Annotated in this window: 17 protein-coding genes; 6 read left to right on the forward strand and 11 right to left on the reverse strand. The window is 71.0% G+C overall.

Annotated elements, in window-relative coordinates; genetic code table 11:
- Window positions 1-99 precede the first annotated feature (99 nt).
- The 8 genes from frdD to ABFX55_RS06060 all read right to left on the reverse strand — a co-directional run bounded on the left by frdD (window position 100) and on the right by ABFX55_RS06060 (window position 7,489).
- A complete protein-coding gene (gene frdD, locus ABFX55_RS06025; RefSeq protein WP_346118420.1) occupies window positions 100-441 on the reverse strand; it encodes a fumarate reductase subunit FrdD in 342 nt (113 codons plus the stop codon).
- Window positions 438-824 carry a hypothetical protein gene (locus ABFX55_RS06030; protein WP_346118422.1) on the reverse strand — a complete coding sequence of 129 codons (387 nt, stop codon included), beginning with the start codon at window positions 822-824 and terminating at the stop codon, window positions 438-440. The genes frdD and ABFX55_RS06030 overlap by 4 nt, the downstream gene beginning before the upstream one ends.
- Window positions 821-1,585, reverse strand: a complete 765-nt coding sequence (gene sdhB / locus ABFX55_RS06035) for a succinate dehydrogenase iron-sulfur subunit (protein ID WP_346118424.1) — start codon at window positions 1,583-1,585, stop codon at window positions 821-823. The genes ABFX55_RS06030 and sdhB overlap by 4 nt, the downstream gene beginning before the upstream one ends.
- A gap of 21 nt (window positions 1,586-1,606) precedes the next feature.
- On the reverse strand, window positions 1,607-3,340 hold the full coding sequence (gene frdA, locus ABFX55_RS06040) for a fumarate reductase (quinol) flavoprotein subunit (protein ID WP_346118426.1): 1,734 nt from the start codon (window positions 3,338-3,340) through the stop codon (window positions 1,607-1,609).
- 3 nt (window positions 3,341-3,343) lie between these two features.
- Window positions 3,344-3,577, reverse strand: a complete 234-nt coding sequence (locus ABFX55_RS06045) for a hypothetical protein (protein WP_346118428.1) — start codon at window positions 3,575-3,577, stop codon at window positions 3,344-3,346.
- Between the two features lie 110 nt (window positions 3,578-3,687).
- Window positions 3,688-5,460 (reverse strand): aa3-type cytochrome oxidase subunit I, encoded by a 1,773-nt coding sequence (gene ctaD, locus ABFX55_RS06050; RefSeq protein WP_428834756.1) that lies wholly within the window; start codon window positions 5,458-5,460, stop codon window positions 3,688-3,690.
- Between the two features lie 83 nt (window positions 5,461-5,543).
- Window positions 5,544-5,792 (reverse strand): SDR family oxidoreductase, encoded by a 249-nt coding sequence (locus ABFX55_RS06055; RefSeq protein WP_346118430.1) that lies wholly within the window; start codon window positions 5,790-5,792, stop codon window positions 5,544-5,546.
- Window positions 5,789-7,489 carry an IlvD/Edd family dehydratase gene (locus ABFX55_RS06060; RefSeq protein WP_346118432.1) on the reverse strand — a complete coding sequence of 567 codons (1,701 nt, stop codon included), beginning with the start codon at window positions 7,487-7,489 and terminating at the stop codon, window positions 5,789-5,791. Before ABFX55_RS06060 ends, ABFX55_RS06055 begins: the two co-directional genes overlap by 4 nt.
- Before the next feature lie 43 nt (window positions 7,490-7,532).
- On the opposite strand from ABFX55_RS06060, the gene ABFX55_RS06065 reads away from it, so the two are divergent.
- The 3 genes from ABFX55_RS06065 (at window position 7,533) to ABFX55_RS06075 (ending at window position 10,089) form a co-directional block, all read left to right on the forward strand.
- Window positions 7,533-8,309 (forward strand): IclR family transcriptional regulator, encoded by a 777-nt coding sequence (locus tag ABFX55_RS06065; protein ID WP_346118434.1) that lies wholly within the window; start codon window positions 7,533-7,535, stop codon window positions 8,307-8,309.
- Complete coding sequence (locus tag ABFX55_RS06070) at window positions 8,306-9,157, forward strand: SMP-30/gluconolactonase/LRE family protein (RefSeq protein WP_346118436.1); 852 nt, start codon at window positions 8,306-8,308, stop codon at window positions 9,155-9,157. The genes ABFX55_RS06065 and ABFX55_RS06070 overlap by 4 nt, the downstream gene beginning before the upstream one ends.
- Before the next feature lie 86 nt (window positions 9,158-9,243).
- Window positions 9,244-10,089, forward strand: coding sequence for a fumarylacetoacetate hydrolase family protein (locus ABFX55_RS06075; protein ID WP_346118438.1), 846 nt, complete (start codon window positions 9,244-9,246; stop codon window positions 10,087-10,089).
- 34 nt (window positions 10,090-10,123) lie between these two features.
- Here the strand turns inward: ABFX55_RS06075 and ABFX55_RS06080 are convergent, their stop codons facing one another.
- Together ABFX55_RS06080 and ABFX55_RS06085 are read right to left on the reverse strand one after the other, a co-directional pair.
- The gene (locus ABFX55_RS06080; protein WP_346118440.1) at window positions 10,124-11,233 is read right to left on the reverse strand and encodes a fibronectin type III domain-containing protein; all 1,110 of its coding nucleotides are present in this window, start codon (window positions 11,231-11,233) and stop codon (window positions 10,124-10,126) included.
- A 140-nt stretch (window positions 11,234-11,373) separates the two neighbouring features.
- Window positions 11,374-11,496, reverse strand: a complete 123-nt coding sequence (locus ABFX55_RS06085) for a hypothetical protein (protein WP_346118442.1) — start codon at window positions 11,494-11,496, stop codon at window positions 11,374-11,376.
- A gap of 53 nt (window positions 11,497-11,549) precedes the next feature.
- On the opposite strand from ABFX55_RS06085, the gene ABFX55_RS06090 reads away from it, so the two are divergent.
- Window positions 11,550-12,128 (forward strand): TetR/AcrR family transcriptional regulator, encoded by a 579-nt coding sequence (locus ABFX55_RS06090; protein WP_346118444.1) that lies wholly within the window; start codon window positions 11,550-11,552, stop codon window positions 12,126-12,128.
- 74 nt (window positions 12,129-12,202) lie between these two features.
- Window positions 12,203-13,558 carry an MFS transporter gene (locus tag ABFX55_RS06095; RefSeq protein WP_346118445.1) on the forward strand — a complete coding sequence of 452 codons (1,356 nt, stop codon included), beginning with the start codon at window positions 12,203-12,205 and terminating at the stop codon, window positions 13,556-13,558.
- Here the strand turns inward: ABFX55_RS06095 and ABFX55_RS06100 are convergent.
- Complete coding sequence (locus ABFX55_RS06100; protein WP_346118447.1) at window positions 13,496-13,987, reverse strand: DUF3293 domain-containing protein; 492 nt, start codon at window positions 13,985-13,987, stop codon at window positions 13,496-13,498. The genes ABFX55_RS06095 and ABFX55_RS06100 overlap by 63 nt on opposite strands.
- A 219-nt stretch (window positions 13,988-14,206) precedes the next feature.
- On the opposite strand from ABFX55_RS06100, the gene ABFX55_RS06105 reads away from it, so the two are divergent.
- Window positions 14,207-15,292: a methyltransferase gene (locus tag ABFX55_RS06105; protein ID WP_346118449.1), complete on the forward strand. Its 1,086-nt coding sequence runs from the start codon at window positions 14,207-14,209 to the stop codon at window positions 15,290-15,292.
- Window positions 15,293-15,332 lie beyond the last annotated feature (40 nt).

Raw genomic sequence — 15,332 nt, forward strand, 5'->3', positions numbered from 1 at the left:
CTCCCCGGGATCTACCGGGCGAATGGCCTCAGAGGTCGTGCAGTGCGGACGTTAGGCGCGAAAGCGGAGATCGTTCCGGCCTTTACGGAAAGCGGTATGTCAGAACAGCAGTAGGGCGGCCACCACCCCGCCCGCGACGGCCGCGCCGTAGCAGAGGACGGCGACAGCCAGGTCGAACCTGGCGACGCCCAGGACCTCCTCGCTGGTGAAACGGATCCTGTGCGCGGCGTGGAAGAGGCAGAGCACGACCACCACGAGCAGCGCCAGCCGTACGAGGAGGGGGTCGAGGAGGGCGGCCAGCTCGGCCTGCGTGGGCCAGTCGATCAGGCCCAGCGGCATGAGCACCCCGAACAGCAGCACCAGGACGGGCAGCAGCAGCGCGGCCACCACGCCGCCACCGCTGAACAGCAGCCACAGGTACGGCTCCAGCGTGCGCCTCATCGCGTCACCACCCAGAACAGCACGGCCGAGACCAGCAGCCAGGCGGTGTGGTTGCCGCCCTGGATCATGAAGGCGGGCACCCGCCAGCCGTCCAGCCTGACGACCGTGGCCTTGGGGGCGAGGTTGAGGAAGGTGACGGAGTGGAAGGCGGTGGCGGCCAGCGCGACCAGGTTGAGCGCGATCACCCACGGCTGGGCGGCGAAGGCGGCGAACGCGGGCAGGGCGCCGTCGAGCACGGCGGCGACGAGCAGCAGCAGGTAGGCGATCGTCCACGCCACGAAGACGCTCGTCAGCTCCCTGACCACGAAGATCGTGTAGGCCCTGGAGCGCAGGAACCACACCCGGTCTCGTCGAGGCCTGTAGGTCCTGGTCGTCTCGCTCATCGCCGCCCCCAGGGCAGGACCGAGCGCATCGCCGCGGTGACCTTGTAGCGCTGGATGGCCTCGGCCGGGTCGACGTGCTTGGGGCAGGCGCTCGTGCACTCCCCCACGAACGTGCATCCCCAGACGCCCTCGTCGGTGTTGAGCAGGTCGAGCCTGTCGCCCTGGTCGCGGGAGTCGAGGTTGTAGCGCTGGGCGAGCGCGATCGCCGCGGGGCCGAGGAAGTCGGGATTGAGCACGTACACGGGGCAGGCCGAGTAGCAGAGCATGCAGTTGATGCACATCGAGTACTGCTTGTAGGCCTCGAGCTGCTCGGGCGTCTGGGCGTACTCCGTGGTCAGCGGCAGCTCCTCGCCCTCCCTGATCAGCCAGGGCTTGACGTGGGAGAGCTTGGCCAGGAAGTCGTCGATCTCCACGACGAGGTCGCGGATCACGGGGAAGCCCTTGAGCGGCTCGATCCTGACCGGGCCGGCGCCGAACTCGGTGAGGAAGGTGCCGCATGTCAGCCTGGGTCTGCCGTTGACGGTCATGCCGCAGGAGCCGCAGATGCCCATCCGGCACGACCAGCGGAACGACAGCGTGCCGTCCAGCTGGTCCTTGACGTGGTTGAGGCCGTCGAGGACGGCCCAGTCGTCGCGCAGCGGCACCTCGAAGGTCTCGAGGACGGGCTCGGCGTCCTGCTCGGGACGGAAGCGGCTGATCTCCAGTGTGATCGTGCGCTCGCCGCCGGCTGATCGTGCCGCGTTCGTCGCCTTGGCGCTCATCGCCCTCCCATCCGTTCGAGATCAGTCACGGCCGTAGATCCGCTCGCCCGGCGGCCAGCGGGTGAGGGCGACGGGCAGCAGCCCGACCGAGGGCAGGCCCGAGGGGGCGCGGTGGACCAGCGAGTGCGCCAGGAACCCCGTGTCGTCGCGGGAGGGGAAGTCGAGGCGCTGGTGGGCGCCGCGCGACTCGGTCCTGTTCAGCGCGCAGGCGATGATGGTCTTGGCGACGTCCAGCATGGCGTGCAGCTCCACCAGCGAGATCAGCTCGGTGTTGAAGGTCGTGCTGTGGTCGTCGACCCGCGCGTCGGCCGCCCGCTCCCGCAGCGACTCCAGCGTCTCCACGGCCTTGGCCAGCGTGTCGTGGGTGCGGTAGATGCCGGCCGCGCCCTCCAGCGTGTGCTGCATCTCCTCCCTCAGGTCGGCGATCCTCGGCCCGGTGCCGTCGCTCTCCAGCGCGCGCCGCAGCCTGCGCCGCTCGTCGGCGCCCTGGCTGCGGACGGCGGCCGCCTCGCCCTCGCGGTGCTCCCTCGCGAACGCGGCCGCCGCCGCCCCCGCGCGGGCGCCGAAGACCAGGATCTCCGGCAGCGAGTTGGAGCCCAGGCGGTTGGCCCCGTTGATGCTGACGCACGCCGTCTCCCCCGCCGCGAACAGCCCCGCGACCGGGGTCGCGCCGTGGAGGTCGGTGTGGACGCCGCCCATCATGTAGTGCACGACGGGCCTGACCGGGATCAGGTCGGTGGCGGGGTCGAGGTTCTGGTAGCTGCGGCACAGCTCCCGCACGAACGGGATGCGGGCCTCGATCTTCGCCTCGCCGAGATGGCGCAGGTCGAGGTAGACGACGGGACCGTAGGGGGTCTCGACGGTCCTGCCCCTGTTCTGCTCGGCGACGAAGGCCTGGGAGAGCCGGTCGCGGGGGCCGAGCTCCATGCTGCGCAGTTTCGGCGTCGGCGTGGGCTGTCCGAGGTCGTAGTCCTGCAGGTAGCGGTAGCCGTCCTTGTTGATCAGCCAGCCGCCCTCGGCGCGGGCGGCCTCGGTGATGAGGATGCCGGTGAACGGCAGGCCCGTCGGGTGATACTGGACGAACTCCATGTCCTTGAGCGGCGCGCCCGCCCTGTAGGCCAGGGACATGCCGTCGCCGGTCTTGATGGCGGCGTTGGTGGTGAAGGGGAAGACGCGCCCGCAGCCGCCGGTGGCCAGGATGACGGTCCTGGCCGCGATCGCCTCGACCCTGCCCGTCCTGATCTCGACCGCCACGACGCCGTGGACGCGTCCGTCGTCGACGATGAGCGAGGTGACGTACCACTCGTCGTACCTGATGATCTCCTGGTGCTTCAGCGTGGTCTGGAAGAGGGTGTGCAGCAGGTGGAAGCCGGTCTTGTCGGCGGCGTACCAGGTGCGCAGGCGTTTCATCCCGCCGAAGGGCCGCACCGCCACGCGGCCGTCGCGCTCTCTGCTCCAGGGGCAGCCCCAGTGCTCCAGGCGGATCAGCTCGCGCGGCGCCTCGGCGACGAAGGCCTCCACCGCGTCCTGGTCGCACAGCCAGTCGCCGCCGGAGATCGTGTCGTAGGCGTGCTCGTCGAGCGTGTCGCCGTCGGCGATGACGGCCGCGGCGCCCCCCTCGGCCGAGACCGTGTGGCTGCGCATCGGGTAGACCTTCGACACCACCGCGACCGTTGACGAGGGGTCGGTCTCGGCGACCGCGATGGCCGCGCGCAGACCTGCCCCTCCTCCTCCGACGATGAGCACGTCGATCATGTCTCAGCTCCCGTGGTCGGGCTGGTCCTGGTCTCTGATGCGCTTGCCGTCGTGACGCACCGCGCTCAGATGGATGCTGCCGTCGTGGTACTCGTGGCGGATCCTGCGGCAGCCGCAGTCGAAGTACTGGTCCCTGATCAGCAGGCCGTAACCGTCGTCCTCGACGAAGCGTTCACCGCCGCACTTCCTGCCGCAGGGCGCCGTCTCGGGGGTGAAGGGGGTACGCGTGCCTGTCATCGCCGATCTCCCTAGATTGGCGAAACGTCTCCTCCACGTAAGCACCGGGCGCGGGATTCGGAAACCCCTGTTCCTCCACGGCATGGCGACGCACACCGCTCCTTCCTGGCTCAGCCCTTGGGAGGAGCGTCGTCCGTGGCCGTGACCTCCCCCGACCCGGTGACGGCGTCGAGCTCCGTCGGAGCGCCTGTCACGGTGTCGTCGGGCTCCACCGCCCGCGGGTAGTGCAGGTCGAAGGCGGGCCTTTCCGACCTGATCTGCGGCATGAACCGGAAGTTGTGCCGGGGCGGCGGGCAGGAGGTGGCCCATTCGAGGCTGTTGGCGTAGCCCCACGGGTCGTCGACGGTGATCTTGGGCGCCCTGCGCGCGGTCTTCCACACGTTGTAGAGGAACGGCAGCGTGGACAGTCCGAGCAGGAACGCGCCGACCGAGGAGAGCAGGTTCAGGGTGGTGAAGCCGTCGGTGACGCTGTAGTCGGCGTACCTGCGGGGGAAGCCGATCATCCCGAGCCAGTGCTGCACCAGGAAGGTGGTGTGGAAGCCGACGAACAGTGACCAGAAGTGCACCTTGCCGAGGCGGTCGTCGAGCATCCGCCCCGTCATCTTCGGCCACCAGAAGTAGAACCCGGAGAACATCGCGAACACCACGGTGCCGAAGACCACGTAGTGGAAGTGCGCGACGACGAAGTAGGTGTCGCTGATGTGGAAGTCGAGCGGTGGCGAGGCGAGGATGACGCCCGTCAGCCCGCCGAGCAGGAAGGTGATCAGGAAGCCGATCGCGAACAGCATCGGCGTCTCGAAACTGAGATGGCCCCGCCACATCGTGCCGATCCAGTTGAAGAACTTCACCCCCGTCGGCACGGCGATCAGGAACGTCATGAACGAGAAGAAGGGCAGCAGCACCTGGCCAGTGGCGAACATGTGGTGCGCCCACACCGTCATCGACAGCCCCGCGATGGCGATCGTCGCGGCCACCAGGCCGATGTAGCCGAAGAGGGGCTTGCGGCTGAAGACGGGGATCACCTCGGTGATGATCCCGAAGAACGGCAGCGCGATGATGTAGACCTCGGGATGGCCGAAGAACCAGAACAGGTGCTGCCACAGCAGCGGGCCGCCCGTCGCGGGGTCGTAGATGTGGGTGCCGAGTTTGCGGTCGGCCTCGAGCGCCAGCAGCGCGGCGGCGAGCACGGGGAAGGCCATGAGCACGAGCATGCTGGTCAGCAGCGTGTTCCAGGTGAACAGCGGCATCCTGAACATCGTCATGCCGGGGGCGCGCATGCAGATGATCGTGGTGATGAAGTTGACGCTGCCCAGGATCGTGCCCAGCCCCGACAGCGCCAGCCCCATGATCCACAGGTCGCCGCCCACGCCGGGCGAGAAGGTCGCCGTGGACAGTGTCGTGTAGGCGAACCAGCCGAAGTCGGCGGCGCCGCCAGGAGTGGCGAACCCGGCCAGCACGATGAGGCCGCCGAACAGGAACAGCCAGTACGCGACGGCGTTGAGCCTGGGGAAGGCGACGTCGGGCGCGCCGATCTGCAGCGGCATGATGACGTTGGCGAACCCGGCGAACAGCGGGGTGGCGAACAGCAGCAGCATGATCGTGCCGTGCATGGTGAACAACGCGTTGTACTGCTGCTGGCTCACGAACTCGAGGCCCGGCTGGGCGAGCTCGGCGCGGATGATCATCGCCATGACGCCCGCGATGAGGAAGAACGCGAACGACGTGATCAGGTAGAGATACCCGATGACCTTGTGATCGGTGGTCGACATCCACGCGGCGATGACGGTGCCGGTGCGTCGGCGCCTGACCTGCTGGACTGAGGCCTCGCGAACGGTCGTCACGGCTGCTCCCTCCACGCTGGGTGTGAGCCCGGTCACTCCCATTTCACGCCCATGCCCACCGGATAGAAAGCCGTAACCACGGATTTCTCAATAGGTGGCTCTGCCGCCGCTGATAAGGTCGCGGCTCACTCCTCGCCGGACACCTCCCACAGCGGCTTGTTCGGCCCGATGATCCCCGCGCTGTTGACCAGGATGTCGACGGGCCCGATGCGGCCCGCCGCCGCCGTGACGGCCTCGGGGTCGGTGACGTCGAGGCGCACGTCCCAGCCCGGCGCGAGATCCGCGGTGACGACCCGCACACCCTCGGCGGACAGCCGTTCGGCGCAGGCGCGGCCGACGCCGCTCGCGCCGCCGCTGACGAGCGCCGTTCTCAATGCGACTCCCTGCTGACCTCGTGGCCGCTGGAGCCGACCAGGAAGTCGAGGTCGGCGCCCTGGTCGGCCTGCAGGACGTGGTCGATGTAGAGACGCTGCCAGCCCCTGACGGGCTCGGCGAAGCCGGTGGTCACCGGGGTCCTGAGCGACAGCTCCCGCTGCGGGAGGTCGATGTCGAGCCTGCGCGCGGGCACGTCGAGCACGATCGGGTCCCCTGTGCGCACCAGCGCGAGCGGCCCGCCGACGGCCGCCTCGGGCGCGGTGTGCAGCACGACGGTGCCGTAGGCGGTGCCGCTCATCCTGGCGTCGCTGACGCGCACCATGTCGCGCACGCCCTTCTCCAGCAGCCTGCGGGGCAGGGGCAGGTTGCCGACCTCGGGCATGCCGGGGTAGCCGCGAGGGCCGCAGCCGCGCAGGATGAGCACGCTGGTCTCGTCCACGTCGAGGTCGGGCGAGTCGAGCCTGGCGTTGAGGTCCTCGACGCTGTCGAAGACCACCGCCCTGCCACGGTGGCGCAGCAGCTCGGGCGAGGCGGCGGCGGGCTTGATGACCGCGCCGCGCGGGGCGAGGTTGCCGCGCAGGACGGCGATGCCCGCGTCCTCCAGCAGCGGCGACGACCTGCGTCTGATGACCGTCTCGTCCCAGATCTCCGCCGCGTCCAGGTAGGCCGTCAGCGGCTCCCCCGTGACGGTCGGCGCGGAGGGGTCGAGCAGGTCGCCGACCTCCTTCAGCACGGCCAGCAGCCCTCCGGCCCTGAACAGGTCGTCCATGAGGTGACGGCCGGCGGGCTGCAGGTCGACCAGCAGCGGGACGCCCGACCCCACCCTGTCGAAGTCGTCGAGGGTCAGCTCGACGCCGAGCCGTCCGGCGATGGCCAGCAGGTGGACGACCGCGTTCGTGGAGCCGCCGATCGCGGCCAGGGTGACGATCGCGTTGAGGAAGGAGGCGCGGGTGAGCACCCTGCTCGGTGTCCTGTCCTCGGCGACGAGCGAGACCGCGAGGCGCCCCGTCTCCTGGGCGCGCTCCAGCAGCCTGGCGTCGGGGGCGGGAGTGCCCGCCGTGCCCGGGATGGTCATGCCGAGGGCCTCGGCCAGGCACGCCATCGTGGAGGCGGTGCCCATCGTGTTGCAGTGGCCCTTGCTGCGGATCATCGCCGACTCCGAGCGCAGGAAGGCCTCCCTCGACAGGGTTCCCGCCCGCACCTCCTCGCTGAGGCGCCACACGTCGGTGCCGCAGCCGAGCGGCGCGCCGCGGAAGTGCCCCGTCAGCATCGGCCCTCCCGGCACGACGACGGCGGGCAGGTCCACCGAGGCCGCGGCCATCAGCAACGAAGGGATCGTCTTGTCGCAGCCGCCGAGCAGGACCACACCGTCGATGGGGTTGGCGCGCAGCATCTCCTCGATCGCCATCGCGGCCAGGTTGCGCCACAGCATGGCGGTCGGCCTGACGTTGGTCTCGCCGAGGGACATGACCGGCAGGTTCAGCGGGACGCCGCCCGCCTCCCAGATGCCCTGCTTGACGCTCGTGGCGACCTCGTCGAGGTGGGCGTTGCACGGGGTGAGGTCGGAGGCGGTGTTGGCGATCGCGATGTGCGGTCTGCCGCCCTCGAAGGCGTCCTGCGGAAGACCGCGACGCATCCACGCGCGGTGAATGTAGGCGTTTCGATCGGTTCCTGCATACCAGTGCGAACTACGCATGCGCTTCTTCCATTAATCGGAACACTGATCTACCATTCGGAACGTGATCGACTCTAGCCCCGAAACGGCCCGAGGAGAAGACCGGCTCGTCGGCTCCGACCGGGTGCTCGTGGTGCTGCGGGTGCTGGCCGAGCACCCCGAGGGCATCGGTTTGGAGGAGATGGCGAAGGCGGTCGGCAGCCCCAAGCCCACCGCGCACAGGGCGCTGGCCGCGCTGCGCCGCGCCGGGTTCGCCAGCCAGGACGGCAGAGGCCGCTACGTGCTGGGCGACGACTTCCTCAGGCTCGCCTTCGCCCATCACGAGGCGCGCCCCGACCACGTCAGGATCAGGCCCGCGCTGGAGCGGCTGGCCGCCAGGTTCGGCGAGACCGCCCACTACGCCGTGCTCGACGGCCGCGAGGTCGTCTACCGGGCGAAGGTCGACCCGCCCTCGGGCGCGGTGCGGCTGACCTCGACGGTCGGCGGGCGCAACCCCGCCCACAACACCGGCGTCGGCAAGCTGCTGCTGGCCTGGGCGCTGCCCGACGACGCCGCGGTGACCGCGTGGGTGGACCAGGCCCCGCTGGAGCGGCGCACCCCGCGCACCAAGGTGAGCGCGGGGGAACTGGCCGAGGAGCTGGCCGCCGTGCGCGAGCGCGGCTACGCGGTCGACGACCAGGAGAACGAGGAGGGCGTCACCTGCCTGGCCGTGCCCGCCTTCCTGACCTCCTCGACCAGGCCGAGCGGAGCGGTCAGTGTGAGCGCCCTCGCCTACAGGACACCGCTGCCCTCGCTGGTCGAGGCGGTGCCCGAGATCCACGCCATCCTCAGGGAGCCATGATGACCGTCCACCCGCTGTCGACCGAGACCTACGCGCTGGCGGAGGGGCCCGTCTGGGATCCGGTGGCAGAGCGATTGCTCTGGGTGGACATCCCCACGGGGCGCGTCATGGAGGGCGCCTTCGACGGGGACCTCACCGTCACCGCGACCCACACGCTGCCCTGCATGGTCGGCGCGGTCGTGCCCGCCGCCGACGGCTCTCTCCTGACGGCCGCGGAGTACGGCTTCGCGACGCTCGGCCCCGACCTCGCGATGGGCCCGCGGGTGCTGGCCGAGGGGGCGCCGAGCCGGTTGAACGACGGCGCGTGCGATCCCGCGGGGCGCTTCCTGGCGGGCGGCATGGCGCGCGACGACCGCAGGGGGCAGGAGCGGCTCTACCGGCTGGAGCTCGACGGGTCGGTGAGCGTGGTCGCCGAGGGGCTGACGATCTCCAACGGCCTGGGCTGGTCCCCCGACGGACGGACGTTCTACAACGTCGACAGCGTCCCTGGGGTGGTGTGGGCGCGCCCCTACGACGTGGAGAGCGGCGAGACCGGCGCGCCCAGCGAGATCCTGCGGGTGGACGACGGGCTGCCCGACGGGATGGCGGTGGACGTGGAGGGCAACCTCTGGATCGCGATCTGGGGCCGGGGCGAGGTGCGCCGCCACTCACCCGGCGGGCGGCTGCTGTCCACGGTGAAGGTGCCCGCCCCGAAGGCCTCCAGCGTCACGTTCGCCGGCTCCACCCTGGTCATCACCACGGCGGGCGGCGGCCTGTTCGCCACCGAGACCGACGTCACCGGCCTGCCCCCCAGCCCCTGGCGGGGCCCCGTCCCTCTCTCCCCACCCCGGGAGAGTTCACTGTCCTAGCGTCGGCGCCTCGAGATTTCCCGTCCACGAACCGCACTACCCGAGACAACGTGATCCGTCCCGGATCCGAGCACTGGAGTTCAGCGATGTACCTCATGCGCGTCGGCCCCGCAGGAGCCGAGAAGCCCGCCGTCCGATCGGGCGACGGCTACGTCGACGTGTCGGACCTGACCCCCGACTTCGACGCCGCCTTCTTCGAGAGGGGCGGCCTCGAGGCCCTGCGCGAGGCGGCGGCCACCGGGACCGTCATCCCGCTCGCCGACCAGCGCGTGGGGGCGCCGATCGCCCGCCCCCACCAGATCATCTGCATCGGCCTCAACTACAGCGACCACGCCGCCGAGACGGGGCAGGCCATCCCCTCGGAGCCGATCGTCTTCAACAAGGCGCCGAACACGCTGGTCGGCCCGTACGACGACGTCCACATCCCGCGCCGCTCGGCCAAGACCGACTGGGAGGTCGAGCTCGGCGTCGTCGTCGGCCGCAGGTGCAGGTACCTGGAGGACGAGCGGGCCGCCCAGGACGCCATCGCCGGGTACGTGGTCGTCAACGACGTCAGCGAGCGCGAGTTCCAGATCGAGCGCGGCGGCCAGTGGGTGAAGGGCAAGTCGGCCGAGACGTTCAACCCGTGCGGGCCCTACCTGGTCACTCCCGACGAGATCCCCGACGTGGCCGCGCTGGACATGTGGCTCGACGTGAACGGCACCCGCAGGCAGAAGGGCTCGACGGCGACGATGCTGTTCGGCCCCGCCTTCCTGGTGCACTACCTGAGCCAGTTCATGGTCCTGGAGCCCGGCGACCTCATCAACACCGGCACCCCTCCCGGCGTCGGCATGGGCCACAACCCGCCGCTCTACCTGCGTCCTGGCGACGTGATGGAGCTGGGCATCGAGCGCCTCGGCGGCCAGCGGCAACGGGTCGTCGCCGCGCCATGAGGGGCCCGCTCGCGGCGAGCGTCACCTTCTGGCATCAGGGCGGGGCCGCACGGCGCTCCCTGGCCAGGTTGTTCTCCGAGGCCACCTGCGAGCGTTCCTTCACAGGGACGCACACGTGGTCACTGGGGCGCGCCTCCCGCCAGACGTAGGGGACCTTGCAGGTGTCGGGCCCGGTGAAGGTGCAGTTGGGAGGGGTGCAGGTGTACGCGCGCCGCGCCTGGGCCTGGGCGTTGTCGGCGGCGACCTGCTTACGTCGGGACACCTCGACACAGACGGTGTCTCCGTCGAACGCCTCCCGCCAGACGAACGGTGGCGCACAGGTGTGCGGCCCGGAGTGCAGCGGATATGCCTGGGTGGGGAGACTGAGCTTCGCGCTCCAGTCGAAGCACTGGTCCTCGCCGAGACCCAGATAGGTCGGTCTGCATCCCTGCACCGTGAAGTCGTAGACGCGGCCGGGAAGCAGGCCGTCCACCCGCTGGTAGCCCCAGGTCCCGTCGTCGTCGTGCTTGATGGTCCGCAGCCCGTGCGGTCCCCTGGCCGTACCGAAGGGGCCTCTGACGTTGACGAAGTACGAATCGTAGTCGTGACCGGCCTCCCACTTGATCCCGATCCAGGTCTGGCCTGCGTGGTGTTCGACGATCCGGGGCTGGGGCGGCCGATTCGGCTGCCTGGGCTGCTCGGGCGGGCTGGTCCTGCCGGCCTTCCACTCCGAGCACTCCACATCGCCGTCCTCGGTGATGAAGAAGGCACAGACTCGGTAGCGGTGCTCGGTGTCGGGCTTGAGGCCGCTGTCGAAGAAGAGCCGCTGGTCCCCTTTCACGTTGTCCACGCGCTTCTCCGGGGTTCCCGGCCTTTCCGGATTCTCCCGCTCGACGCTGTAGTCCCAGACGCAGCCGATCCCGGGACAGGGAGGGACGCCATGTTCCCATCGGACGAAGATGCTTCCTGGCAGACTGCCCGTTTCCGGGACGCTGGGGACGACGTTCGGTGCTTCGAAGTCCTGGGCGGCGGCGGGGTCGGCAACCAGCACCGGCAGCGCCAGCAGAAGCGCCCCGAACGCTCGCGTCCCCCACGGCGCCCCTGCCGCTCGCTTCGTCCTCGCAGGGCCGGCGGCTCTGCTCTCCTGCCTGCTCTTGGTCGCCATGAGTGCAACCCCCCTTGTTCTGTCCCGCAAGCGGCCTGGCGTCCAGGGCGGACGAAACGTCGGTCCGCCGGCCCGGGCGCCCTGCGACGTCGACCGACCTCGGCCTGTCGTCCCCCCACGGGCGTCTACCGTGACCTCACTCACTCCAGCGTGAGGTGAGGGCTGTCACCTGGCTGCGACGGTGACGTGACGGTGGCGTGATGGCGCGTCAGCGGCACCGCCGACGCGTCCGGGCGTTCGAGCTGCCCGGCGGCGATGTCCACGCCGACCGCCCGCTCGGTCGAGGAGAGGGACGCGCGGGACCTAGAGTGCGGCCATGGGGAAGACCACGCAGCCGCGCAGGGCGGACGCCGAGCGCAACATCGCCACGATCCTGGCCACGGCCACGCGCCTGCTGTGCGCCGACCCAGGCGCCAGCGTCGCGGAGATCGCCAAGGCGGCGGGCCTCGGCAGGGTCACCCTCTACGGCCACTTCCCCTCCAGGGAGTCGCTGGTCGACGCCGTGCTCGAGCGCGCGGTCGACCACGCCGAGCTCGCGCTGTCGGGCCTCGACCTCGAAGGACTGCCCGCGCCGGAGGCGCTGGAGCGGCTGGTCGCCTCCTCGTGGGAGATCCTCGACAGGCACAGCCGCCTGTTCGTGGCCGCCGACATGGCGCTGCCCGCCGAGCGCATCCGCGAACGGCACAGCGGACCGCTCGCCAGGGTCGAACGGCTCATCGTGCGAGGCCGCGACGAGGGCTCCCTCAGGACCGATCTGCCGCTGTCGTGGCTGGTCAGCACGTTCCTCGTGGTGCTGCACAACGCGGCGGGCGAGATCGAGGCGGGCCGCCTGCCGCGTGAGGAGGCGGCCGAGGTGCTGACCAGGACCCTGCGCTCGGTGCTCGTTTCCGGATAACCGTAGACATACCCCGCCTGCGTATGCTTGCCTCATAACTCGAACACTACTGTACGAGTTAATGGGAGGGAAACATGGTGCTGGTCCTGCTCTGCCTGGCCCAGTTCATGCTGATCATCGACATCACCGTCGTGCAGGTGGCGCTGCCGTCCATCGGCGCAGGCCTCGGCCTCGATCGCGAGGCGCTGACCTGGGTCGTCACCGCCTACACGCTGTGCTTCGGCGGGTTGATGGTGCTCGGAGGGCGGCTCACCGACGCCTTCGGCGCCCGCCGCGTGCTGCTCGGCGGGCTCGCCCTGTTCACGCTGGCCTCGCTGCTGTGCGGCCTCGCTCCCGACGGCGCGACGCTCATCGCGGGGCGCGCGCTGCAGGGCGTCGGCGCGGCGCTGCTGTCTCCCGCCGCGCTCGCCACCATCACCACGGCCTTCCACGGCGAGCGCCGTACCAGGGCGCTGGCGGTCTGGGCGGCGATCGGCGGGACCGGGGCGGCCGTCGGCGTGCTGGTCGGCGGCCTGCTCACCGCGGGTCCCGGCTGGGAGTGGGCGTTCTTCGTCAACGTGCCCGTCGGGCTGGTCGTCATGGTGGCGCTGCCCTCGCTCGTGCCCGCCTCCGTGACCACGGGACGGCGGCCGCTCGACGTGCCGGGCGCGCTGCTGGTCACGGCGGCGACCGGGCTGCTCATCTACGGCCTGGTCTCCGCGGGCGAGGCGGGCTGGGGCTCCGCGAGCGCCTGGCTGGCCGGCTCCGCGGTGCTGTACGCGGCCTTCGTGTGGGCCGAGCGGGTGGCGAAGGCGCCGCTCATGCGCGCCGAGACGATGGCCAGGCGGCCCGTGCTGTCCGGCATGTTCGTCATGCTCATGGCGACGGGGCTCATGCTCGGGCTGTTCTTCGTCAGCTCGCTCTACCTGCAGCAGGTGCTGCGCTTCAGCGCCCTGGAGACGGGGCTGCTGTTCCTGCCCGTCGCGATCTCCATCACACTCGGCGCGCACCTCGGCGGACGCCTGATCGGCAGGGTGGGCGGGCGACCCGTGGCGGTCGCCGCCTTCCTGCTGACCGCGGCGGGCGCCCTGCTCATGACGCGGGTCTCGCCCGAGGCGGGCGTCCACACCACCCTGCTGCCCGGCTTCGTGCTGGCCGCCTTCGGCATCGGGCCCGCCTTCGTCGCCGCGACGGCGACGACGATGGCCAACGTGCCGCAGGGCGAGGCGGGGGTGGCCTCGGGGGTCGTCAACATCTTCCACGAGCTGGGCGGCTCGATCGGGGTGGCGCTGGTCTCCAGCCTGGCGGTCGGCGGTTTCACCACGACGCTGGCCTGGTGCGCGGGGGCGGCGGCGGTGGCGGGGGTGATCGCGCTCGGACTGGTGCCGTCAGGCAGGCCCGCCGCGCTCGTCGGGCACGGTCATGGGCACGGGCATGGGCACGGTCACTGACCAGCCGGACGTCGCCTGGTGGTCGCCCTCGCACTCCAGCAGGCGCCACCGCCTCGGGTCCCACGCGAAGACGGCGTCCTGCTCGTAGCGGGCGCCGATGCGGCGGGCGGTGTCGTCGTCGAGGCCGACGACGGCCACGGACTCCTCGACGTGGGTCCAGGTGACGTCGCCGCCCGCCGCCGGCCACCAGGTCAGCGCGAGGGCGTCGAGCTCGGCGGTCAGGCGGCGGTGGGCGCGCGCGTTGTCGGCGGCGGGAACCGTACGGCCTCGGGGGTTGTGGGCGGTGATCACGTGGATGGTCCGGCCCTCGGGGTCGGGGAAGCCGCCGGCGTGGACACCGGGCTCGGCGGGAGCGACCTGGAGCCACGCGCCGTCGACCGCAAGGCGGACCACCGCCGCTTCGTAGAGCTGCCAGTTCGCGACAGGCACCTGACCCCTTTGCCGAGCACGAAGGAAAGGAGGCGATTGTATCGGGGGCTAGCATGGGGTGACTCCAAGGAGGTTGATCATGTCGTTCGCCGTTCTGGGCAGCGTTCTCGGCGACGCCGCGGCTCGCGCTTCCTCGTGGAGGTCCGAGATCCGCTAGCCCACCCCTCCACGTCGAAGTGCTCTTCATCGACAGTCCCGTTCGATCAAGAGGAGCACGCGGTGCCCGACGTCCATTGGAACGAAGAAGGTCGCGCCCTGTCGGCGGGGTGGCGCTCGGCCGAGCCGCCGCCGGCCAGGCTGGTGCGCACCGACGACACGACGAGAGCCGACACCGCGCACCGCCTGGCCCGTGAGGGCGCGGGACTGGTGTGGCGGGGCGACTTCCACAACGCCAGGCAGCTCCTGCGCGCGCTGGCTCGCCGCGCCGACAGGCAGCCGCCTCCCGCAGACTTCCACGCCTACCGGCAGGCGCGCGCCACGAGGGCCGTCCTGCTGGGCAGGCTGCTGGTGCCGCTGTCGCAGGAGCTCACCGTGCCGCTGCGCAGGGCCCCCGACGTACGGCAGGCGTGCATGGAGGCCTACGGCCCCGCGGAAGGCCCCACGCTCGTCCCTCTCACCGAGCTGCTCGGGGTGATCGGCGCGCACGAGTGGCGCAGGAAGGGCGTGGAGGTGCCCGCGCTCGGCGAGCGCATCCACCCGCACTACGGCGTGTTCTCTCCCGTCCGCGGCGAGTACGTCGACCTGGTCGCCCGCGCGCCGCTGCCCTCCCGCACGGCCGCCTTCGACATCGGCACGGGCACGGGCGTGCTGGCCGCCCTGCTGGCCAGGAGGGGCGTCGAGCAGGTCGTGGCCACCGACCTCGACGAGCGCGCCGTCGCCTGCGCCCGCGACAACCTCTCGCGGCTCGGGCTGTCGGGCCGCGTCGAGGTGGCGCGGCGTGACCTGTTCCCCGACGGCCGCGCCCCTCTGGTGGTGTGCAACCCGCCGTGGCTGCCCGTTCGGCCGGGCACCAGGCGCGACCACGCCGTCCACGATGCCGGGGGCCGGATGCTCCGCGGCTTCCTCGGCGAGCTGCCCCGCCACCTCGAACCGGGCGGGGAGGGCTGGCTCATCCTGTCGGACCTCGCCGAGCACCTCGGCCTGCGCAGCAGGCAGGAGCTGCTCGCCTCGTTCGCCGACTCGGGGCTGCGGGTCGCGGGCCGCCTGGACGTCGCGCCCAGGCACCCGCGCGCCCGCGACGGCGCCGACCCCCTGCACAGGGCGCGAGCCGCCGAGGTGACCAGCCTGTGGAGGCTGACGTGCTGACTCGCCAACGCCGAAAGCTCTGTCCGCCGACGGTTTCCCC

Source organism: Nonomuraea roseola, from assembly GCF_039535395.1.
Classification (GTDB): Bacteria; Actinomycetota; Actinomycetes; order Streptosporangiales; family Streptosporangiaceae; genus Nonomuraea; species Nonomuraea roseola.